Here is a 25,183-nt window from a genome sequence, read left to right as displayed (position 1 = left end):
CATAGCTTTTTTTTATATAATATAAGTTACTCTACTGTGATTGTTAAATTACCAGTATCTACTGTTACAGTGTAAGTTCCAGGAGTTCCGTTGAAGAAGAAGTTACTATCTCCATCCATCGCATTGATGAGATCAGAATCTATAGTATATCCATCAGCTTCGTAAGTTGGATAATTAATTCCAGTTCCCCAGTCATTATTTACCGTGAAAAATCTAAATGCATCATTAGTTAAAGCTACAGATCCAGAATACACACCAGCACCAGTACAAGGTAAAGCTACAGGCGTATCCCAAGACCATCCAGCGTCAACAACACCAGCGCCTACCATCCACAATTGCTCAAAATCACATTGTAACTGTTCAGGGCCTAAGGTGATTGTTTTATTGATGTCGTCAACGGTTAGGAAATACGTTCCAGGAGTTCCGTTGAAGAAGAAGTTACTGTCACCATCCATTGCATTATTAAAGTTAGAATCGATAGTGTATCCATTTCCTTCATAAGTTGGATAGTTAGTTCCAGTTCCCCAGTCATTGTTTACTGAGAAAAATCTAAATGCATCATTAGTTAAAGCTACATTTCCAGAATAAGTTCCGTTTCCAGTACAAGGTAAAGCTACAGGTGTATCCCAAGACCATCCAGTATCAACAATACCTGCACCAACTAACCATAATTGGTCAAAGTTACAGTTTGGTCCAACTACTGGAGGACCTAAGGTAATTGTTTTTGCATCGGTATCTATTTCAATAAAGTATTCACCAGGCGTACCAACAAACTGGAAATTACTATCACCATCCATTGCATTGGCTAAATTACTATCAATTGTATAACCAACAGACTCATAGTACGGGTAATTAAGACCAGATCCCCAATCGTTATTAACTGTAAAAAATCTGAATGCATCATTTACCAAGTTAATATTTCCTGAGTATTTAGTGCCTTGTAAAGGCAGTTCAACAGGTGTATCCCAAGACCATCCAGCGTCAGCAGCACCAGCACCAACTACGTATAAAACAGGAGCAAGCTCAACACTATATGCCGTTACTGTAATAGTTACAGCTTCAGAGAAACGTTCCATGTTTCCTGCATCCATTTCTATAGTAGCTTTTACTCTAATATCTAAACTTCCAGCTTCTTCAGCAGCAAGTCCGGCATTAAGAACAGTTTCGTTAAATAATTCATGAGTACTTGAAAAAGACATGTCGGTTGCAGTTTCAGTTACGGCACCAGCAAAATCTGTCCCAGCTTCGGCAAACTGAACTTCGTAAATAACATCGACAGAACTGTTTTCACCAAAATCTGGATCCTCCCAAGTAACACTTATAGCCTCATCATTTGGAGTTGTTTCTAACAGAACAAGTGAAAATGAACTGTCAGGAGTTGTAATTACTGGTTCAGCTTCAGAATAAGAAGATACACTAAAGCTTACGCTATTAGATATTTCAGATCCAGAAGTTACTCTCATAAATACGGTAAATGGTTCAAATGCAGCAGCACCTTCACCAAGAACTGTACTATTGAAATCGGCAACCGTCATTGTAAATCGATCTGTTGTAGATGATCCAATTACTGTTGGACTTTCAAATAAAGCATCAGGAGATAATTCAATCATATAACTGTCTCCAGATGTCAATTGATCATTCCATACAATAGTAAATGCTTCATTGTTTGGTAAGTTGTAGTTTAAGTTGATATTAGATATTGATGGTTCTAATAATGTAAATGAAGCATCAGGAGATGTAATATCAATACTTTCTTCCGTTTCGCACGCTACAAGGACTAAGAAGAGACTTAGTATGAACGCACTAATTTTATTGATTTTCATAGTGTTATTTTTTATAAGTTAAGTGGAATCATAATATAATCCCCAGTTAAGTCGTTAAACCAAACTTCATAATCATCTTGAACAACAACAGGTATGCTATCTCCACCTTCGGTAGCAACTCCAGAAAAAGAAGTTGATCCAGCCCATGTCGTTCCTGCATTTGTCATAATTTGTAAGTCTCCAGGTTGAAGGTTTACACTTGAGATATACCATAAATGGCTATCAAAACTAGATTGTGTAAATGCAGTATCAGATCCTACACCAGATCCTTGTAATGTCATGCTAGTAAATGTAGTTGCACCAGCATCATTAAAAGGGTTCATAGTATATGTGTTTGATGAAAAGTTGATGGTAAATGTATAGTAACCATCAGAAGCTACACCAAATCGTCCAGGATCATTATCCTGTGTAGCAGGGTTTCCAGCGATGTCACCTGAAGCTTCGATTGTATCGCTACCTTCATCGGCAGCAACACCCCATTGTGGTTGCCATTGACCTCTTACTTCCAGGATTTTAAAACGACCATCATCAAAACCACCTCCACCTTTAGTGAAGAAACCAGTATAGGTATATAAATTACCGTTTTCGGCATCTCTAAATAATGGTGGGTTATTGTTATTGTTATTCCAATCTGCAGACGTTCCATTTCCTACTAAGTAGTAATCATCAAATACATAGTTGAAATAGGGCTGCACTTGGAAATTAATAGTATTAGAACTTACTGGAAGTCCGTTTTGAGTTCCTATAGAACTTTCAACTTTAGCATATAATGTGCTAAAAGTAAAAGGAGGTAAGCCAGCAGCACCTGCAGCAGAATTCAATTCGTTTACAGATAATGTCGCAGACGTTGTTCCTACTACAGAAGTAGCAGTTATAGGGTTTGTGAATGCTTCATCAGATGATACAAGTACTGTATAATTTTCTGATGCTTGTTGATTGTAATCTGCTTCGTTCCAGTTAAATGTTATTGCTGGATTACCAGGATTAGTAGCATCTAACTCAATCATCGTAATTGGAAGATCGGCAAGCGTTATAGCTTGTGTTGGAGTTGCTGTAAACTCAGATGTATCATCTTCACATGAATTCATTAAGAATCCAAGTGATAATACAGCAAACAATACAACTTTAAATTTTAATATTTTTTTCATTGTGTTATTTTTTTAGTATCCAGAATTTTGAGTTAGGTTTGGATTTGATGATAAACTTAAACTTGGTATTGGATATAGTTTAAGGTGAGATGGTATTGCAATACCATTACTTCCGTTACCTTTCCAAGCCCAGTTATAGTTTCCACCAGTGAATAATCCATAACGAATTAAATCCTGTCTTCTATGAGCTTCCCAGTGTAGTTCTCTTGATCTTTCATCTAAGATAAAATCTAAAGTAAGCTCGTCACTAGAAATTAAATTAGGGTTATTAGCTCGTATTCTTAAATCATTTATTAACTCAACTGCAGTAGGTGTTGAACCACCTCCACCTCTAAGATGAGCTTCAGCATACATTAAATGTACATCAGCTAATCTAAATAAAGGGAAATCTGTATCAACAAAAGTTTGATCGATACCATTGGCTCCTGTTGAAGTGACATTAGCATATTTTTGGATAATATATCCAGAATCTCTATCTGAAATGTCAACAATACCAATAGGTCTGTTATCAGAAATGATAGTGTTTCTATCATCATCAATAAAATCACCACCTTGCCATAGTTCGGCAAACTCACGACGCACTCTTAGAGCGCCTCCCCAGCCACCTTCACTAACGCCAACTTCAGTACCATTGACTTCAATACTTCCAACAGAACCGTTAATCATAACAGTAGTTGGTCCGAAGTTTTGTGTAGTAAATCCGTCAGATACAATAGGGAAAATGATTTCATTTAAAGCTGAGTTTGTGTTGTTGTCAGCTAAGAAATTATGTCTGTAGTCATCGGCTAAGCTATATCCTGATGATAATAATTGCTGGCAATAGTTTAAACAATCGCTGTATCTATCTGTTTGGATATATACTTCCGCATTTAGATATATTTTAGCAAGAATCATATGAGCAACACCTCTGTCTGCTCTACCATATTCATTTTCTCCTGCTGGTACTAAATCAGCTTCAATATCTAATAATTCACTTTCTATAAACTCAAAAAGTTGAGGAGTTTCAGCAACAGGTAAAACTGAATTTAAAGGATCAGTTTCTGTTCCGAAGTTTGCTTTTCCGAAGAGATCCATCATATAATAGTATGATAATGCTCTTAATAATCTTGCTTCGGCACGATACTCAACAATATCAGCGCGAACAGCATCAGAGACACCTCGACTGTTTAACTTTTCATCTGTAGTTTCTCTCAAGAAGTTATTAGCAAGTGCAATAGTTAAATGCGTTCTACTAAACATTCCTAAGATAAGTGGATTTTGTGCTGTCCAAATATTACGTTGGATTTCACGTGTTCCAGGGTCATTTTCATACGACCAGATCATCTGGTCTGCTGATAAGGTTTGCATGTATAAAAGTACACGTCCAAATTGGCTAGTACCTGCATCAATACCTTCGATGTTTGACGTACCAGCACCATCTGTTCCTGTCAAGGCCAGATTAGCATACACACCAGCAATAACTTGTCTGTAAGCCCCTTCATTTTCAAAAAGGTCTTCGCCTAATAATGTGTCATCGTCATTTGGAGTGATATTTAAATCATCTGTACAAGAGAATAATGTAAATATCATTAATAATGAAAGGACACTAATGTTTTTAATTCTTTTTTTCATAGTCTTTAAAATTTGATATTAGCACCAATTAATATATTGCGAGGTCTAGGGTAGATTGTATTATCGATACCGTTAAATACTTCTGGGTCTAAACCACTATATTCTGTTATTGTAAATACATTTTGGATACCTCCCCAAAGTCTAACAGACTTAATAACGTTAGAAAGGTTTCTAAATGTATATCCTAAAGTAATATTATCCATTTTCAAAAATGAAGCATTTTCAACATAGACGTCAGAAATGATTACATCTGATGTTCTTTGGAAATTAGTTTGAGTTACTGAAGTAGGAATATTTCCTAATACAGCATTATCTTGTAATAATTCATACTGAGCTCTTGAAGAGTTTACGTTATTATAAACGTAGTTTCCTATGTTGGCTCTTAGGTTGAACGCAAAGTCAAAATTTCTATATTCTAAGTTGGTTTGAAATCCAAGAATTACATCTGGATCAGGGTTAGCTTTAAGGTAACGATCTTCATCATTAATGATATTGTCTCCATTTAAATCTACATACGCACCTTCTATATAATTACCTTGAGCATCTTTAAGTTGCTTAAATACGTAAAACGAATTTGGAGCTTCACCTTCTCTAAATAATTGTATGAAGTTTCCAGTTCCACCAGCAATACCTCCAGTAGTAACATCTTGACCAAAGGCTAGTTCAGTAATCTCTCTATCAAGGAATGTAGCATTGAAGTTAAAGTTTAAATTAAAATCTTCACTTCTAACAGCATCTACATTGGTTGTAAATTCGATACCTTGAATTCTTAAGTTACCAATGTTTTGTACAATACTATTTGAAAAGTTACTTCCATCAGGAACAGGTGCATTAAATAATAAGTCTTCAGAGTCTTTTTGGAATACATTTAAACTACCAGAAATTCTATCATTAAATAAACCGTAATCAATACCAAATTCTAGTGTTTTAGTCTCTTCCCATTTTAGGTCTGGGTTAATTTCAGAAGGGATTAAAGATCGTATCACTGTATTGCCAAACTGAAATTGAGAGTTTTCATTACCTGCTCTATAGCGACTTAAAAATAAATCACGTTCACCAATTTCTTGTTGTCCTGTAATACCATAACTCGCTCTTAACTTTAAGTTAGAGATGGTTTCAGAATCTTTAAGAAAATCTTCCTCACTTAATTGCCATGCTACTGCACCTGCATAAAAGTTACCCCATTGGTTTTGTTCACTAAAACGTGATGTTCCATCACGTCTGTATGTAAATGTTGCTAGGTATTTTTCAAAGAAGGTTAAATTAGCTCTACCAAAGAAACCAATTAAAACGATATCTGGATCGGCGAAAGTATCACCAACACTTAATGGGTCTAATCTGTTTCCAGAAAATGAACCATCATTAGTAAATCTTTGATAAGAATATCCTGCTGTTAGATCTGTTTCAATATCACCAAAAGTTTTCTTATAGTTTAAAAACCCATCAAGAGATTGGTTTTTTCTTGTTTGAAAACTTCTTGAAATATTTGCAGTTACATCATCATTTGTAGCAAAAACAGAAAAGTTATCTGTGTTACCATCGGTTTGATCAAATCCTAAATTAAGGACTGCTCTTAATTCTGGTAAGAAATGGAATTTATAATCAAAGTTGATATTTCCAAAAAATCTATTGGCGTCACCTTGGTTATTCGTTTGTAATAACGATGCTACAGGGTTTGTAGTACCTAATAATAATGTATTACCATTTCTGTGTTGGTAGAAACCTCCAAATGGAGAGGTTGGATCGTAAATTGGCTGTGTTGGATCATAACGTAATGCAGCACCAATTTGTCCAGAATCAGCAAATCGGCTATCTTCAAATGCTAAATTAGCATTCACATTTATTTTTAAATGATTGTCAAACATTGAAGGGTTCAATGCAACCGATAAATTACGTCGGTTAAACTTAGACGTTAAAAGCGCACCTTCTTGATTTGTTACACCAAAAGATAAACGTGCAGGCAATACGTTAAATAATGAACCTCTTAAAGTTGCATTATGTACAGCTGATACAGTTTGTCTAAAGATTGCATCTTGCCAGTCTGTACTTGTATCACCCAATAAGTCGGTGTTTAAGGTTGTTCCGTTAATTGGTTGAGAGTTTACAAGCGCTCTAAAGTCATCAGCAGAAAACACATCAACTTGCTCGTCAATGTCACCAAATGTGAATTGTACGTCGTAATCTGCACTAAACTTAGCCTTTCCTTTTTTAGTTACAATAATGATAACACCATTAGATGCACGAGATCCGTAAATTGCAGTTGCAGAAGCATCTTTTAAAACGGTAAACGACTCAATGTCATTAGGGTTGATACTTGCTAGAATACCTCTAGAACCTCCAACACCATCATTTGTAATTGGTAATCCATCAATAACAATTAAAGGATTATTAGATGCATTAATTGAAGATCCTCCTCTAATTTTAATTTCAGAACCAGAACCAGGAGCTCCACTTGTGTTTATGGTTACACCCGCAACACGACCTTGTAATAAGTTCTCTGGTGTTACTATGTTACCTTTTGTGAAATCTTCAGATGTAACCGATTCTAATGAACCTGTAGCATCCTTTTTTGTTGTCGTACCATAACCAATTAACACAATTTCGTTTAATTGACCAATGTCTTCACTTAAACTTACATTAAGAGGCGATTGCCCAGTGAATGTGATTTCTTTGGTAGCATACCCTAAGTAAGAAAATATGAGAATATCTCCTTCGTTTGCTGTAATAGAATAATTTCCATCAAAATCAGTTGATGCTCCTGTGGTTGTTCCTTTTACAAGGATATTAACTCCAGGAAGCGGTAGTGCGTTAGCTTCATCAGTTACTACACCTGTTACATTGGTTTGACCAAAGATGGTAGCAGGTATTAAAAATGTTAGTAACAATAAGCTATTTAAAAATGTCTTCATAAAATATTTTTAAAGTTAGTTGCTTTAGTTAAATTGACTATATTTTCACTTCTGGGTTAAATCTATGTAAAATTTATGTGTATTTACTGTTGTCCCTTTGTATTTCAGCAACGCAAACGTTTTCGTGTTAAAAACTTTTTAAATTTTAACAGTACCGTAGTTCAAATGGGTGAGAATTATTGTTTTAGTAATAAAAACATGAAATTATTGTCATCTTCGGAATTTTAAAATATCATTTTTTAATTAAAATCGCAAATTATTGTTTAGTTTTAACCTTTCAGAAATAAAAAATCTGTTGATTATAATCCCTATAAATGAGACGAAAAGTAACCCTAAAACAAATAGCTAAAGAACTCGATGTGTCTATCTCAACAGTGTCAAAAGCACTTCGAAATAGTGTTGAAATAAGTGAAGATACTAGACAGAAAGTTCAGGCATTTGCAAAACTATACAACTACAGGCCTAATAATATTGCTCTGAGTTTAAAAAACAGAAAAACCAAGACAATTGGTATTATTATACCTGAAATTGTGCATCACTTTTTTTCTAAAGTGATTACAGGTATAGAACTGGTTGCAAACAGTAGAGGTTATAATGTGATTGTTGGTTTGTCAAATGAATCGTTTGATAAAGAGGTAATCAATATGCAAATGCTGGCTAATGGAAGTATAGATGGTTTTATTCTTTCAATTTCAAAAGAGACATTGCAACAGCAGGATTATCATCACTTTACCGAAACCATTAATCAAGGTATGCCTATCGTGATGTTTGATCGTGTGGTGAATGAAATACCTTGCGATAAAGTTATTGTTGATGATGTGAAAGGCGCCAAACAAGCTGTTGAAAAGCTAATAGGTAACGGTTGTAAACATATTGCAATTATTACTACTAAGGATTATGTGAGCGTCGGAAAATTAAGAACTCAAGGGTATTTAGAAGCTTTAGAAGACCATAAGATAAGTCCGAAATCATCATTAATTTTAAAAGTTGATGATAAGTTGTTATCTGAAAATCATTTGGAAGCGCTCGAAAAAGAAATCGAACAATTATTCAAATCGAACAAAAATATTGATGGTGTTTTTGCCGTAAACGAGCTGTATGCTGTTACAGCAATGAAGGTCGCCAGAAAGCTAGGGTTAGAAATTCCTAAATCGCTTCAGGTCATTAGTTTTACTGATGGTGTCTTGTCAAAACATTCTACACCAAGCCTAACGACAGTGAGTCAGCACGGACAAAAAATCGGGGAAAAAGCGGCCGATTTATTAATCAACAGATTAGAATTAGATGAAAGCGCTGAAGAGGAAGAAGACATCTATGAAACGGTCATAATTGAGACCGAATTAATCGAAAGAGAATCAACCAAATAATAGATTTATCATTGATTAATTAAAAACTTTACTATATTTACAGCCAAATCAAAACTTATATTTTCACTTCTACATTTAAGTTTTGATAAGTTTTATCGCTTGTCAATAGTATTAATTTAAACATACTATTATGCAAAAGCGCACGCTAGGTTTTTGGGAAATCTGGAACATGAGTTTCGGTTTCTTAGGGATACAAATGGGTTTTGCCCTTCAAAATGCCAACGTTAGTCGAATTTTTCAAACTCTTGGAGCCGAAGTCGAAGATATACCTATTCTTTGGGTTGCCGCACCTCTAACAGGATTAATTGTTCAGCCTATCATTGGTTATTTTAGTGATCGTACTTGGCATCCAAAATTAGGGCGTCGTCGACCATACTTTTTAATTGGAGCAATTTTGGCCTCATTGGCATTGTTTATAATGCCTAATTCTCCTGTATTGTGGTTCGCAGCTGGTATGCTGTGGATTATGGATGCCTCTATTAATGTGTCTATGGAACCGTTTAGAGCTTTTGTTGGAGACAATCTTCCTGAACATCAGTTAACTAAAGGTTTTGCAATGCAAAGTTTCTTTATAGGTGTTGGTGCTTATGTTGCATCTCGCTTACCAGAATTTATGACTTACATTGGTATTTCTAATACGGCTCCTGAAGGTGTAATTCCTGATTCGGTAAAATACTCTTTCTACATTGGAGGCGCAGCTTTTTTAATTGCTGTTTTATGGACAGTGTTGAAATCGAAAGAATATTCACCAGAAGAGATGCTTGCTTTTGAACAAGAAAAAGAAATATCTACTACAGAAAAACCTTCAGCAGATTGGTTTCGAAATAATGGAAAATCTCATTTTATCACTGGAATAATTACAACCATTATTGGTTTGATGTCTACATATGTCGTTTATCATTTTGAACTAAAAAAGGATTTATTCGTCCTAACGTTAGGGCTTATTACTTTAGGTGGAATTGCAATGCTCATCTCAGGAATTCTTCAAAAGAATAATAATACTGAAAGCGGATTTGTTAATATCATGAACGATTTTCAATCCATGCCAAAAGTAATGAAGCAGTTAGCTTGGGTTCAGTTTTTCTCTTGGTTTGCTTTGTTCTCTATGTGGATTTACATGACACCTGCTGTAACAGAACATATTTACAAAACTACAGACACTACATCAAGTGCATACAATTTGGGTGCAAATCAGGTAGGTGCAATGTTTGCTAATTACAATATTATTGCAGCAGCAGTTGCATTTTTATTACCACTACTTGCAAAAATGACGAGTCGTAAATTCACTCATTTTTTGGCACTAGTTGCCGGAGGATTAGGGCTAATGTCACTTTATTTTATAACTGAACCTTCTGTTTTTACAATTGAATGGTTGCCAATGATTGGTGTTGGTATTGCTTGGGCTAGTATTTTGTCTATTCCTTATGCGATGTTATCAGGATCTTTGCCAGCAAATAAAATGGGCTATTATATGGGAGTGTTTAACTTTTTTATAGTTATACCTCAATTGGTAGCTGCATCTATCTTAGGATTTTTAGTCTCTAAATTTTTCGATAACCAACCCATTTATGCATTATTAATAGGTGGAGTTTCCATGATTATTGCAGGCATACTATCATTAACAGTAAATGACAAAACAACAATTAAAACAAATGCATAAAAAAGGATTCATATTTGACCTCGATGGTGTCATCGTCGATACCGCAAAGTATCACTTTTTAGCTTGGAAAAAATTAGCCAATAGTATTGGTGTAGATTTTTCCGAAGTACAAAATGAACAACTTAAAGGAGTAAGCCGCGTACGTTCATTAGAAAAAATATTAGCATGGGGAAATAAAACCCTGTCTGAAGATGAATTCATGAAACTCATGGGTTTAAAAAATGATGACTATCTAAGTTATATAAATAAAATGGACGCATCTGAGATTCTTCCAGATGTATCAAAAACACTAGACTTTTTAATTGAAAAAAAGCAAGCGATTGCTCTAGGTTCAGCAAGTAAAAATGCAACTCCAATTTTACAGAAAGTAAACCTGTTTCATAAATTTCAAGCTATAGTTGATGGCAATGATGTGTCGAAAGCTAAACCAGATCCAGAAGTATTTTTAATAGGAGCCAAGCTCTTAGACTTAAAGCCTGAAGATTGTATTGTTTTTGAAGATTCTGTTGCTGGTGTTCAAGCGGCTAACGTAGCAAATATGATTTCTATAGGTATAGGAGAAAAGGATGTGCTTCGTGAAGCAGATTATATTTTTAAAGACTTTACTGAAATGTCTCCAGCCTTTTTAGAAGGACTTATATCTGGAACTGTAAAGAAAAATAATAAAGAAAATAATTTATCAATCAATAATTGATTTTTAAAGACAATGAATAATATATATATACAACCAGATAACTGGTCAATCATTGAAGAAGGTTTTGAAGCAAAGCGTGTAAAATCTTCAGAAAGTTTAATGAGCTTAGGAAATGGTGCCATGGGACAACGTGCCAATTTTGAAGAGCACTACTCAGGAGAAACCTTTCAGGGAAGCTATGTGGCAGGAGTGTATTATCCAGATAAAACCAGAGTAGGTTGGTGGAAAAATGGCTACCCAGAGTATTTTGCTAAAGTTTTAAACGCACCGAATTGGATTGGTATTAACGTCACTATTAATGGTGAGTCGTTAGATTTAGCCAAATGTAATAAAGTAGAAAATTTCCGAAGAGAACTTAATATGAAAGAAGGTTGGTTGTCTCGAAGTTTCACAGCGACACTTCAAAACTTTATTGAAGTTAAGGTAGAAACCAAACGTTTTCTCAGTCTGGAAATTGATGAAATAGGAGCTATAGAATATCATGTAACGCCATTAAATAACGATGCTCAAATTAATTTTTCACCTTACTTAGATAATGGGATTACCAATGAAGATTCTAACTGGGATGATAAGTTTTGGGACGTTTTGAGTGTTAATCATGAAGATGAACAAGCATTTATTGTGTCTCGTACCATGAAAACTAATTTTTATGTGTGTACAGCAATGCAAACACAAGTGTCTTTAAATGGTAAAATTTTAGAACAGGATAAAACAGTAAATGATGCTATTGATACAATTGCATTTACTTATCAAAACCAGGTAACTAAAGGAGATACCATTACACTTACAAAATTTGGTGGTTATACATCTGATAGAAATCATGATAAAAACGAACTGATTACTGTCGCTAAAAAGACGCTCAATCAGGTTACAGAACTTGGCTTTAATACGTTGCTAGAACAACAAAAACAAGCTTGGGCAAAAATTTGGGACATGGCAGATATCACTATCGAAGGTGATGTGGCAGCACAACAGGGAATTCGTTTTAATATTTTTCAGTTAAACCAAACGTATTTAGGTAAGGATGCTCGATTAAATATTGGGCCAAAAGGTTTTACAGGTGAAAAATATGGCGGTAGTACCTATTGGGATACCGAAGCGTATTGTATCCCGTTTTATATGGCAACTAAAGATCAACAAGTTGCTAAGAGCTTATTAGAATACCGTTATCACCATTTAGAGAAAGCTATTGAAAATGCCGAAAAATTAGGCTTTACCAATGGCGCTGCTTTATATCCTATGGTAACGATGAATGGAGAAGAATGCCATAATGAATGGGAAATTACCTTTGAGGAGATTCATCGTAATGGTGCCATTGCTTTTGCGATTTTTAATTATTTCAGATATACGGGTGATTTTAGTTATATTCCTGAAAAAGGTTTGGAAGTCTTAATCGGAATTGCAAGATTCTGGCAACAACGGGCTAATTTTTCTGAAGCCAAAAACAAATACATGATTCTTGGAGTTACTGGTCCAAATGAATATGAAAATAATGTCAATAACAACTGGTATACGAACTATATAGCTAAATGGTGCATCGATTATACAATTGAAACACTGGCAAAAGTTAAAGAGGGTTACAGTGATGATTATTCACGAATTATTGGTAAAACAAAATTGACAGATAATGAGTTAGATCTTTGGAAAGAAGTTGCCAATAACATGTATTTTCCATTTTCTGAAACTAAAAACGTCTATTTACAACAGGATGGCTTTTTAGATAAAGAATTGATTACCGTTGAGAATTTACCTAAATCCCAGCGACCTATTAATCAAAAATGGTCTTGGGACAGAATCTTACGTTCACCTTATATCAAACAAGCAGATACCTTACAAGGGTTTTATTTCTTTGAAGATCATTTTACTATAGAAGAGCTGGAGCGTCATTTTGATTTTTATGAGCCATTTACTGTTCATGAAAGTTCGTTGTCCCCATGTGTACATAGTATTCAAGCAGCAAAACTCGGACGTATGGATCAGGCTTATGAATTCTATTTACGTACATCACGATTAGATTTGGATGATTATAATCACGAAGTTGAAGAAGGACTACATATAACTTCAATGGCGGGTACTTGGATGAGTATTGTTGAAGGTTTTGGCGGAATGCGTATCGTCAACGATACGTTGTCGTTTGAGCCAAAAATTCCAGCGGAATGGAATGGTTATTCCTTCAAAGTCAACTTTAGAAATCTAATTTTAAAGATACATGTCACTAAAAGTGAAACCAAATTTGAACTCGAAGGTCATCGCGATTTAGAGATTTTGGTAAATGGTAAAGCAGTAACAATAAGCGCTAATAATTTGGTGACAGTATAACTAATTAATAATTCAGACTTAAAAACTTTATTCTATGAAAAAACTAGCTTTTTTATTTTTCTCATTCATAATTGCTTTAAGTGTGTCTTGTAAAGATGGAAATACGTCTGAAAGCGCAGTAGATAGTAGCTCACCATCAGATGTTATTGATAAAAGTGATATTGAACGCATAGAGCCTCCAAACTGGTGGACAGGTTTTAAAAATGACACCCTTCAATTATTGGTCAAACATGATAATATTGGAGATTTTACACCGAGTATTTCTTACAATGGTGTGTCAATAAATAAGGTGAGTAAAGGCGACAATAGTAATAATTACCTGTTTATTGATGTAATCATTACTGATGGAACACCTGCAGGACGATTTAATATCAAGTTTAAAAATGATAATGGAGATGAACTCATTGATGTTTACGAATTAAAAACACGTTCGAAACCTGCCGAAGACTATAAAGGTTTTAATAGTAGCGATGCTATTTACCTCATAACTCCAGACCGTTTCGCAAATGCTAATCCTGATAATGATACTCCAATTGCTATGGAAGGTCAGGAAGGTTTGCTAGAAAAAACAATTGATAGAACTAATAATTATGCACGTCACGGAGGTGATATTGAAGGTATAATTAACCATTTAGATTATATTAAAGATTTAGGTTTCACAGCAGTTTGGCCACAACCTTTACTAACCAATAATATGAAAAGGGGGTCGTATCATGGTTATGCCATCACAGACCTATATCAAATTGATCCGCGATTCGGAACGCTAGCAGAATATCAAGAATTGTCTCAAAAGGCTAAGCAAAGAGGAATGAAGCTCGTGATGGATCAGGTTGCGAATCATTGCGGATTAGAACACTGGTGGATGAAAGATTTACCATTTAAAGACTGGGTGAATCTTCAAGATAATTACGAAAAAAACATTGATAACTGGAATAATGATGTGACGATTAATTCTAATCATATACGAACTACCAATCAAGATATTTATGCCTCTAAATATGATAGCGACGGAAATTCTAACGGGTGGTTTGTATCAGCAATGCCTGATTTAAATCAGAGAAATCCATTTATGGCTAAATACATTATTCAAAATAGTATTTGGTGGATTGAAACGGCACAGCTGGATGGAATACGTCAAGACACCTATCCCTATCCTGATAAACATTTTATGAGTGACTGGGCTGGTGCAATTATGACAGAGTATCCTAACTTTAGTATTGTAGGTGAAGAGTGGAGCTATAATCCTTTACTTATCGGTTATTGGCAGGAAGGTGCTAACAATAGAGATGGTTATGATTCTAATTTAAAATCACCAATGGACTTCGCAATGCAAAGTAAAGTTGTTGAAGCTTTTAATGAAGAAGAATCCTGGGACAGAGGTCTTGTGAAAATTTACGAAGGCCTGGCTAACGATTTCCATTATGCTAGTCCGAAAGACATCCTAATATTTCCAGGAAATCACGATATGAGTCGCATTTTTACACAATTAAAGGGCGATATTCCGAATACAAAAATGGCATTGGCGACCTATGCGACCATGCCTCGAATTTTGCAAATGTATTATGGTACCGAAATCTTAATGGATGATTTTGATAAGCCAGGAGATCACGGATTGATTAGAACCGATTATCCTGGAGGATGGGAAGGTGATACCGTTAATGCATTTACTGGAGAAGGTTTAACTCCGCAACAAAAGGACATGCAAGCATTTGTAAAAACCTTACTCAACTATCGAAAAAACAGTAAAGCAATCCATGAAGGTAAAACAGTACACTTTGCACCTTTTATGGGAACCTATTTCTTATTTAGAACATTAGGTGACGAAACAGTGGTCTTAATAGTTAATAAAAATGATAAGCCCATTACAATTGATTTAAAGCGTTACTCCGAAATAGGATTGGATGGTAAAACCTTACACAACATTATTTCAGGAGATAAATTTATTTGGAATAATGCTATTGAGCTAACAACCAAAGGACCAATTTTACTTACAACTAAAACCAATTGAGATGAAACATTGTAGTCTAATTTTAGCAATGATTTTAATGCTTTCATGTAAAGACAAAACACAAGAAGTTAACGTTTCCGAAGACAAAAACCAGCTAACATTTCATCAAGTTGAGGACGTTAAATTATATGGAGGAACTTTAAAAAGAGTTGATAGCTTTCCATCATCATACATCACACCAAGACCTGTTGACGTATGGTTGCCTGAAAATTATTCTGACCAAAATGCTTATGCAGTGCTTTATATGCATGACGGACAAATGCTATTCGATGCTAGTACAACATGGAATAAACAAGAGTGGAAAGTCGATGAATGGGCTTCAAAGCTGATGAGTGAAAATAAAACTAAAAACTTTATAGTCGTCGCGATTCATAATATTGCTGACATTAGATGGCAAGATTTATTTCCGCAGAAAGCTTTCGAAAGTTTTGATAAACAAGTTATTGATGAGTTATATGTGAAAACAATTAATGCCGATAAATCGATTGCATTATCAGGAGATAAGTACCTTAAGTTTATTGTTGAAGAGTTGAAACCTGTTATAGACAAATCCTTTTCAACCTTAACAGACTCTGAGAATACATTTGTTATAGGCTCAAGTATGGGCGGACTCATGTCAATGTATGCTATTTCTGAATACCCAGAAGTATTTGGAGGAGCAGCTTGTATCTCTACGCATTGGGTTGGTGCTACACCAGCAGATTTTAATCCATTGCCTAATGCTATTTTTGAGTATATGGAAGAACATCTTCCTTCACCAGAAAACCATAAACTTTATTTCGATTATGGAGATAAAACCTTAGATGCACATTACCCACAATATGCGCCTAGAGTTGACTCAATATTAAAACAAAAGGGATACACTGATGCTAATTCAGTTAATTTATTTTTTGAAGGTGAAGATCATTCAGAAAACTCTTGGAATAAGCGACTCGATAAGCCATTAACCTTTTTATTGAAAAAATAAGACGTCATTAAACCACATAATTTATAGCAATGAAACACTATATAACATATATATTTCTGTTAGTAACAGCTTTACTGACGTCTCAAAACGCTGACAGAAAGTTTATAAGTGTAAACGAAATATCTAATGGTCTTGAGGTACATGTTAATGATGGTGTTTATACAATTCAAATGTATACTCCAGAAATTGCTGAAACGTCCTTTTTGCCTATCGGAGAAACCGCTATGGCTGCTTCTCATGCAGTTGTTTTAGAACCAAACGCTATAAATGTTCAGGTGACAGAACGGGCTGAGGATATACTATTGAAAACTAACGGACTTTATATTACTATTACAAAATCTCCGTTTCAAATCTCATATTATTATAAAGACAAGCACGTCATTTCTGAAAAAGCAGGTTATGCAAAAAATGATAGCCTGGAAACCATTCAATTTGAAATTTCTAAAGATGAAGTGCTATATGGAGGAGGTGCAAGAGCTCTTGGAATGAATCGTCGTGGACATCGATTACAGCTGTATAATCGTGCACATTATGGTTATGAAACGCATTCCGAATTGATGAATTTCACATTACCAATTGTGATGTCGTCCAACCAGTATATGGTACATTTTGATAATGCGCCAATAGGCTTTTTAGACCTAGATAGTAAAGGTGATAATACCTTAGCTTATGAGACAATTTCTGGTCGTAAAACTTATCAGGTGATAGTAGGTGAATCCTGGTATGACATCGTGGATAATTATACCGATTTAACTGGAAAGCAACCCATGTTGCCGCGTTGGACTTTAGGTAATTTTTCAAGCCGTTTTGGATACCATTCTCAAAAGGAAGTGCTAGAAACTATCGATGCATTTAGAGCTGAAGAGATTCCGGTTGATGCCATAATTCTGGATTTGTACTGGTTTGGAAAAGATATTAAAGGCACTATGGGAAACTTGGCTTTCGATAGAGATTCTTTTCCTAATCCGCAACAAATGGTAAAAGACTTAAAGTCTAAAAATGTAGAAACCATTCTAATCACAGAGCCTTTTATGCTTACCACGTCTAAACGTTGGGATGAAGCTGTTGAAAAAGATATTTTAGCGAAAGATACTATCGGAAATCCTGCTACCTACGATTTTTACTTCGGAAACACAGGAATTATTGATATTTATAGCAATACAGGAAAACAATGGTTTAAAACCATCTACAAAGACTTGGTACAGCTTGGCGTTAACGGATTTTGGGGAGACCTTGGTGAACCTGAAGTGCTACCATCTTGGGTTAAATTTGAGGCTGGAACTGCAGATGAAGTCCACAATATATATGGACACGATTGGGCAAAATTGGTGTATGAATCCAGCTTGGAGGTAAGCCCAGATAAACGACCTTTTATTTTAATGCGTGCTGGATATTCTGGATCACAACGTTATGGTATGGTACCTTGGTCAGGAGATGTCAATCGTACTTGGGGAGGTTTACAGTCTCAACCCGAAATTGCACTCCAAATGGGACTGCAAGGTTTGGCATATATGCATAGTGATTTAGGTGGTTTTGCTGGAGCGAATCTCGATGATGAGCTGTATGTACGTTGGTTACAATATGGCGTATTTCAGCCTATTTATCGTCCGCATGCGCAAGAAGACGTCGCTAGTGAACCTGTTTTTAGAAGTGAAAAGGCAAAAGAACTGGCCAAACAAGCTATTGAATTACGCTACGCACTTTTGCCATATAATTACAATTTGATGTTTCAAAATAGCCAGACGGGAACGCCATTAATGCGACCTCTGTTTTTTGAAGAACCTAATAACCCAGATTTATATGCCTATTCTGATGCGTATCTCTGGGGAAAAGATATCTTGGTTGCTCCAATTTTAAAAGCGGGACAAAAAGAGCAAACGATTTATTTTCCGAAGCATAGCGCTTGGTTTGATTTTGATACTGCTGAAGTGTTTGAAGGCGGACAAACAAAAACAATTTCAACTAAAGAACAATCCATCCCAACATTTATAAGAGCTGGTGCTTTTATTCCAATGCTAAGGCCACAACAAAGCACAAAACTCGTTGAGAATAAGACCTTATATTTAAGTTATGGGCATCACAATTCTGTGACCCAAAGTCGACGAGAATTTTACAACGATGATGGCAAAACAGTTGCTGCTTATGAGAATGGAAACTATCAAATCTTAAACTTTGAAGCTAATTACAAAGGTCGTAACCTTCAGTTTGACTTTGAGGCCGAAACAGGAAAAATGTTTACGGCAAAAAGTAGAAGTATAGATTTCACCATTCATAATATTTCAAAGCGTCCTAAGTATGTGAAAATCGACGAAAAAAAAGTAGAATTCTTTTACAGTGAGGCTTTAAAAAATCTCATTGTTACGTTTCCGTGGCATACTTCCGAAGCAAAAACAATTAAACTTAAACTTAAAAACTAACCCCAAATGAAACACACAAAATTTATCTTAATTACACTAGTATGGATTGGTTTCTTTGGATGTAAGAATGAACCCAAACAAATGGATATTGAACACCAACAAACGGTTAATGAGGCCAAACAAAGCATGAAGAAAAAAGAAGTCGTTTATCAAGTCTTTACAAGACTCTTTGGAAATACAAATACTACAAATAAACCTTGGGGTACTCTCGAAGAAAATGGCGTTGGAAAGTTTAGCGATTTTACCGATAAAGCTTTAAAAGAAATTAAAGATTTAGGTGTGACTCATATTTGGTATACAGGTGTGCCGCATCATGATGTCATTACCGATTATACGCAATATGGCATTTCTAATGACGATCCAGATATCGTTAAAGGACGTGCTGGTTCACCTTATGCGGTTAAAGATTACTATAATGTAAATCCCGATTTAGCCGATGATGTTGACAATCGCTTAGAAGAGTTTGAAGCCTTGATAGCGCGCTCGCACAATGCTGGTCTGAAAGTGATCATTGATATCGTTCCAAATCATGTGGCTCGAAATTATCAAAGTGCATCAAATCCTGAAGGTGCTTCCGATTTTGGTGCCGAAGATGATACAACAGTAGCTTACGCTGTTAACAATAACTTTTATTACAATCCTGGAGAGGCTTTTAAAGTGCCAGAATGGAAAAATGGTTATCAGCCTTTAGGTGGTGAACATCATCCTATGGCCGACGGTAAATTTGAGGAAAACCCAGCAAAATGGACAGGCAATGGCTCACGCGCATCACAACCAGATATGTACGATTGGTATGAAACTGTAAAGGTGAATTATGGTGTGTCTCCTGATGGTCATAAAGATTTTGATGAATTGCCAGAAGGGTTTGACAACGAAGATTATAAAGCCCATTTCGAGTTTTGGAAAGCTAAAACCGTTCCGAGTTCCTGGAAGAAATTTAAAGATATTACCTTGTATTGGACAGCAAAAGGAGTTGATGGATTTCGCTACGATATGGCCGAAATGGTGCCTGTCGAATTCTGGAGCTATATGAATTCACATATCAAAATGAAAAATTCTGATGCTTTCTTGTTAGCTGAAGTCTATAATCCAAGCTTGTATAGAGACTATATCAAAAAAGGAAAAATGGATTACCTCTACGACAAAGTACAATTGTATGATACAATCAAACATGTCATGCAAGGTCACGGGAAAACGGATAATATTCCGCCAATTCAAGACGATTTAAAAGATATTGAACATCATATGCTTCATTTCCTTGAAAATCATGATGAGCAACGAATAGCGAGTCCCGATTTTGCTGGAAGTGCCGAAAAAGGAAAGCCTGCAATGGTTGTATCTGCAACTATAAGTACATCGCCAACGATGGTGTATTTCGGACAAGAATTTGGAGAGCCAGGCGCCGAAGATTTAGGTTTTGGGGATCCGACGCGGACTTCAATTTTTGACTACGGAAGTGTGCCAAGCCTCGTAAGATGGGTTAATAATAAACAGTTTGATGGCGGACAATCAACCACTGAAGAAAAAGAACTTCGTGAGTTTTACAAACGCTTATTAAATTTTACAATTCAAAGCTCTGCGTTGGCTGGAAACTATCAGGATATCCATCACTATAACCGAGAAAATACTCCAAATTATGATGATAAAGTCTTGTCGTTTGTTCGATGGAGTGACAAAGAACACTTAATTATAATGTCCAATTTTGATGCCGAAAACGGACGTGATTTTGAACTCAAAATTCCGGAAGGTATTACAGAAACTTGGGAATTAAACAATCAATCGTATGAGTTATCAGATCAACTGAATGATTCATACTCAACAGAATTAACGGTTGCCAATGGCGAAGGTTTGGCTAAGATATCCTTAAAGCCATTGCAATCGTTGATACTTAAATTAAAAAAGTAACATGAAAAGAAGTTTCGTTTTAATTCTAATAATTGCAGTATGCTTTAGTTGTCAAACTAAAGTCAGCAAAGCTGATCATCCTATTGAAACTCCAGAAACACCTTTCGTCTGGGAAGCTGCAAATCTATACTTTTTGCTAACCGATCGTTTTAATAATGGTGACCCTTCTAATGATATTAATTTTGACAGAACTAAAAAAACAGGAAAACTTCGTGGTTTTGAAGGTGGTGATTTAAAAGGAATCACTCAAAAAATTGAAGAGGGTTACTTTACAGACCTGGGAATTAATGCAATTTGGATGACACCAATTGTAGAGCAAATCCATGGTGGAACCGATGAAGGCACAGGAGTCACCTATGGGTTTCACGGCTATTGGGCTAAAGATTGGACCGCTATCGATCCCAATTATGGTACAAAAGAAGATTTAAAACAGTTGGTAGAAGCGGCACATTCTAAAGGAATTCGAGTGGTATTGGATGCTGTAATTAACCATACAGGACCAGTAACCGATAAAGACCCTGTATGGCCTAGCGATTGGGTACGAACAGAGCCTCAATGCCAATATAATAATTACGAAAACACCATTACTTGTACACTGGTAAAGAATTTACCAGATATTAAAACCGAAAGTAACGAAGCCGTAGAGTTACCGCCACAACTCGTTGAAAAGTGGAAAACCGAAGGACGCTATGAACAAGAAGTTGCAGAGTTGGATGCCTTTTTTGAACGTACTGGTCACCCAAGAGCACCACGCTTTTATATCATGAAATGGTTAACCGATTATATCACAGAATTCGGTATAGATGGCTACAGATGTGATACAGTTAAGCACACCGAAGAATTTGTTTGGGAAGAATTCAAAACCGAATGTGATTATGCGTTTTCAGAATATAAAAAGAACCATCCTGATAAGGTTTTAGACGATAACAATTTTTATCTGGTTGGTGAAGTGTATAACTACGGAATTAGTAGCGGAAAACTTTTCAATTTTGGAGATAAAGAAGTGAATTATTACGATGATAAATTTACAAGTCAAATCAATTTTGAATACAAATGGAATGTCAAGCAAATGGAAGTTGAAGCAATGTTTTCAAAGTACGACAGTATTTTACATCACCAATTGAAAGGCTTTGGAATACTTAACTATTTAAGTTCGCATGATGACGGACAACCTTTTGACCCGCTAAGAGATAAGCCTTTTGAAACCGGAACCAAATTGTTATTAGGTCCGGGAACATCTCAGGTGTATTATGGTGATGAATCGGCTCGAATTTTAGTAGTAGATAGTGCCGTTGGAGATGCGAATTTGCGTTCCAAAATGAATTGGGATGCGCTTAAAAATAAAGAGAAAACGACATTGGTTTTAGCGCATTGGAAAAAACTCGGACAATTTAGAGCGAATCACCCGGCAATAGGAGCAGGAAAGCATCAAATGATCTCACAACAACCGTATACATTTTCTAGACGTTTTTCTGATGGAAATTTTAAAGATGTCGTGGTTGTTGGTTTAGATTTACAGTCTGGAGAAAAAACACTTGAGGTTGCCAAAATTTTCAAAGATGGTCTGGTGTTACACGATGCCTATTCAAACCAGAATGTTACTGTTAAAGACGGAAAAGTAACTATTGATTCCGAATTTGATATCGTGCTTTTAGAACAAAAATAATATACCTATGAGAGTCCTCGTATTAGTCGTATTAGCCTTTAGTTTATGGAGTTGTAACTCATCCGAAGATCGGGTTTTTGAAGCTGTGTCATCTAACGGATTGTTAAAACTTAATTTTAATCTTTCCGAAGACGGTAAACCTTACTATCTGGTGACTCGAAATAATAAAGTGGTGATAGATACCTCCTATTTGGGATTTGAATTTAAAAATGCACCTGCATTTGATAAACACTTTATCATTAAAAAATCCGAGACAGAAACCCATATTGAAAGTTGGGAAATGCCTTGGGGCGAACAAGAAACTGTTGAGAACAATTACAGAGAACTTAGGGTGATGCTTCAAGAAAAGGTGACTCCTGAACGTTTTCTTAATATCATATTCAGAGTTTACGATGATGGTGTAGGCTTACGTTATGAATTCCCTAAACAAGCCCGTTTAAGTGAGGTTGAAATTACCGAAGAACATACACAGTTTAACCTGACTCAAGATTACAATACCTTCTGGATTCCTGGTGATTGGGATATTTATGAGCATTTATATAGCACGACAAAACTTTCAGAAATCGATGCTTTAAAATATGTTGGTCATGTGAATTTAGCACAAACGTATATTCCCGAAAATGCAGTAAATACACCTGTCACAATGGTTGGTGAAGATGGGCTGCATTTAAGTTTTCATGAAGCTGCATTAGTGGACTATTCTGGGATGACCTTAAAAGTAGACACTAAAAATCTCAATCTTGAAAGTCACTTAGTGGGTTCAGAAAACACAGATTTTAAAGTCAAACGCAGCTTGCCCTTTCATACGCCATGGCGAACAATTCAAATTACAGATAACGCACCAGATTTAATTGAATCGAAGTTAATCGTTAATTTGAATGCGCCTAATAAACTAGGAGATGTGTCATGGTTTAAACCGATGAAATATACAGGGGTTTGGTGGGAAATGCATCTTGGAAAATCATCTTGGGATTACGGTATGGAAATGGTCGATGGCCAATGGAAAGACACTGGTAAAGCACATGGCAGACATGGCGCAACGACCGAAAATGTAAAACGCTTTATTGATTTTTCAGCTGAAAATAACATCGGTGGAGTTTTAGTAGAAGGCTGGAATACAGGCTGGGAACGATGGATTGGTTTTGAAGATCGCGAAGGTGTCTTCGATTTTGTGACTACGTATCCTGATTATGATATTGATGAGGTTGTACGCTATGGAAAAGAGAAAGGTGTAGATATTATTATGCATCATGAAACTTCTGCCGCAACCGAAACCTACGAACAACAACAAGACACAGCTTATGCTCTCATGCAGAAATACGGCATGCATGCTGTGAAATCAGGCTATGTTGGAAAAATTTTGCCTAAAGGCGAATACCATCATGGACAATATATGGTGAATCAATATAATAATGCGGCGATTAAAGCGGCAAACTATCAGGTGGCAGTCAATGCACATGAACCTATTAAAGCGACTGGGTTACGCAGAACATATCCAAATATTATATCTAGAGAAGGTTTACGCGGACAAGAATTTAATGCTTGGGCTGAAGATGGTGGCAATCCTCCAGAGCATCTGCCAATCGTTGCTTTTACACGAATGTTAGCTGGACCAATCGATTTTACACCTGGAATTTTCAATATCAAATTCGACGAATATAAAAAAGACAATCAGGTTAATACCACATTAGCTCAGCAATTAGCTTTGTATGTTGTGATTTATAGCCCTGTACAAATGGCTGCTGATCTGGTAGAACATTATGAAGCTAATCCCGAGCCTTTACAATTTATTAAAGATGTAGGAGTCGATTGGCAGACTACCAAAGTTTTAAATGGTGAAGTAGGCGACTATGTGACTATTGCTCGTAAAGAGCGTCTAACAAATAACTGGTTTTTAGGAAGTATTACTGATGAACATGCCAGAACATTTGAAATAGATTTAAATTTTTTGGATGCCAATCAAGAGTATGAAGCAACCATTTATAGAGATGGAAAAGATGCCCATTGGAATAACAATCCTTTGGCCATAGATATAGAAAAAAAGACAGTTAATAATAGCTCCAAATTAACATTAGTTCTTGCTGAAGGTGGCGGTTGTGCTATAAGTATAATTAAAAAGGAATAGGATGAATAGGATAGTGGTATTAGTGATTTTATTATGTTCAGGAATGAGCTTTTCTCAAGTTGGAATAGGTACTACAGACCCTAGGAGTACATTAGATATCAATGGGAATTTATCATTGAAAGTTGTTGATTATAATGGCGGTCCTGGCGGTAGTGCAACTGTAATTGATGATGGTATATATCTTAATTTCACACCTACAGCTGGTAATGTAGAATTTATATTACCAGATGCCACAACGGTTCCAGGTAGAGTTTATATTGTACGTAATATCTCTAATGCTGTAGATGCTGTGATTTATTCGTTTGGATTTGTAGCCGGACCAGGAAATGGTGTGGAATTCTTTCCAGGAGATAGTCGGGTAAGTTCAAAATCTGTGACCATGACTGCCGATGTTGGAAATGATGGAGGCGATCGCACCAAAACTCTAATGTTTATTAGTGATGGATCTAATTGGACCTATGGTCATATCGGTTTTTAACATATTACAATTGTAACATTATGTCTGTAAGATAGTCTTACTTTAAACGACTAATCTTTTAATTCGTAACTTTGCATGTTACTAAG

The 25,183-nt window shown here is 35.7% G+C and carries 15 protein-coding genes; 11 read left to right on the top strand and 4 right to left on the bottom strand.

Annotated elements, in window-relative coordinates; genetic code table 11:
* Positions 1-26: 26 nt before the first annotated feature.
* Genes H7350_RS01110 through H7350_RS01095 form a run of 4 tightly spaced genes read right to left on the bottom strand, consistent with a single transcriptional unit; the run spans position 27 to position 7,491 of the window.
* Positions 27-1,823 (bottom strand): SusE domain-containing protein, encoded by a 1,797-nt coding sequence (locus tag H7350_RS01110; protein WP_204344031.1) that lies wholly within the window; start codon positions 1,821-1,823, stop codon positions 27-29.
* An 11-nt stretch (positions 1,824-1,834) separates the two neighbouring features.
* On the bottom strand, positions 1,835-2,971 hold the full coding sequence (locus H7350_RS01105; RefSeq protein ID WP_204344030.1) for a SusE domain-containing protein: 1,137 nt from the start codon (positions 2,969-2,971) through the stop codon (positions 1,835-1,837).
* Between the two features lie 12 nt (positions 2,972-2,983).
* Complete coding sequence (locus H7350_RS01100; protein ID WP_204344029.1) at positions 2,984-4,582, bottom strand: RagB/SusD family nutrient uptake outer membrane protein; 1,599 nt, start codon at positions 4,580-4,582, stop codon at positions 2,984-2,986.
* A 5-nt stretch (positions 4,583-4,587) separates the two neighbouring features.
* Positions 4,588-7,491 carry a SusC/RagA family TonB-linked outer membrane protein gene (locus tag H7350_RS01095; protein ID WP_204344028.1) on the bottom strand — a complete coding sequence of 968 codons (2,904 nt, stop codon included), beginning with the start codon at positions 7,489-7,491 and terminating at the stop codon, positions 4,588-4,590.
* A gap of 314 nt (positions 7,492-7,805) precedes the next feature.
* On the opposite strand from H7350_RS01095, the gene H7350_RS01090 reads away from it, so the two are divergent.
* From H7350_RS01090 to H7350_RS01040, 11 genes are all read left to right on the top strand, one after another.
* Complete coding sequence (locus tag H7350_RS01090) at positions 7,806-8,858, top strand: LacI family DNA-binding transcriptional regulator (protein WP_204344027.1); 1,053 nt, start codon at positions 7,806-7,808, stop codon at positions 8,856-8,858.
* A 130-nt stretch (positions 8,859-8,988) separates the two neighbouring features.
* Positions 8,989-10,518, top strand: a complete 1,530-nt coding sequence (locus H7350_RS01085; protein WP_204344026.1) for an MFS transporter — start codon at positions 8,989-8,991, stop codon at positions 10,516-10,518.
* Complete coding sequence (gene pgmB / locus H7350_RS01080; RefSeq protein WP_204344025.1) at positions 10,511-11,212, top strand: beta-phosphoglucomutase; 702 nt, start codon at positions 10,511-10,513, stop codon at positions 11,210-11,212. Before H7350_RS01085 ends, pgmB begins: the two co-directional genes overlap by 8 nt.
* A gap of 12 nt (positions 11,213-11,224) precedes the next feature.
* On the top strand, positions 11,225-13,531 hold the full coding sequence (locus tag H7350_RS01075; RefSeq protein ID WP_204344024.1) for a glycoside hydrolase family 65 protein: 2,307 nt from the start codon (positions 11,225-11,227) through the stop codon (positions 13,529-13,531).
* Positions 13,532-13,565: 34 nt separating this feature from the next.
* Entirely contained in the window at positions 13,566-15,539 is a 1,974-nt protein-coding gene (locus tag H7350_RS01070; protein ID WP_204344023.1) for a glycoside hydrolase family 13 protein, read from the top strand.
* A 1-nt stretch (position 15,540) separates the two neighbouring features.
* The gene (locus H7350_RS01065) at positions 15,541-16,506 is read left to right on the top strand and encodes an alpha/beta hydrolase (RefSeq protein ID WP_204344022.1); all 966 of its coding nucleotides are present in this window, start codon (positions 15,541-15,543) and stop codon (positions 16,504-16,506) included.
* Positions 16,507-16,535: 29 nt separating this feature from the next.
* Complete coding sequence (locus H7350_RS01060; protein ID WP_204344021.1) at positions 16,536-18,923, top strand: glycoside hydrolase family 31 protein; 2,388 nt, start codon at positions 16,536-16,538, stop codon at positions 18,921-18,923.
* A 6-nt stretch (positions 18,924-18,929) separates the two neighbouring features.
* Positions 18,930-20,828 carry an alpha-amylase family protein gene (locus H7350_RS01055; protein ID WP_204344020.1) on the top strand — a complete coding sequence of 633 codons (1,899 nt, stop codon included), beginning with the start codon at positions 18,930-18,932 and terminating at the stop codon, positions 20,826-20,828.
* A gap of 1 nt (position 20,829) precedes the next feature.
* Positions 20,830-22,494, top strand: a complete 1,665-nt coding sequence (locus H7350_RS01050) for an alpha-amylase family glycosyl hydrolase (protein ID WP_204344019.1) — start codon at positions 20,830-20,832, stop codon at positions 22,492-22,494.
* A 7-nt stretch (positions 22,495-22,501) separates the two neighbouring features.
* Positions 22,502-24,619: a glycoside hydrolase family 97 protein gene (locus tag H7350_RS01045; protein WP_204344018.1), complete on the top strand. Its 2,118-nt coding sequence runs from the start codon at positions 22,502-22,504 to the stop codon at positions 24,617-24,619.
* Between the two features lies 1 nt (position 24,620).
* Positions 24,621-25,097, top strand: a complete 477-nt coding sequence (locus H7350_RS01040; protein ID WP_204344017.1) for a hypothetical protein — start codon at positions 24,621-24,623, stop codon at positions 25,095-25,097.
* The last annotated feature ends 86 nt before the right edge of the window (positions 25,098-25,183 follow it).

The sequence above is a fragment of the Psychroserpens algicola genome, from assembly GCF_014526325.1.
GTDB lineage: Bacteria > Bacteroidota > Bacteroidia > Flavobacteriales > Flavobacteriaceae > Psychroserpens > Psychroserpens algicola.
This window is presented reverse-complemented; position numbering and strand designations above follow the sequence as displayed.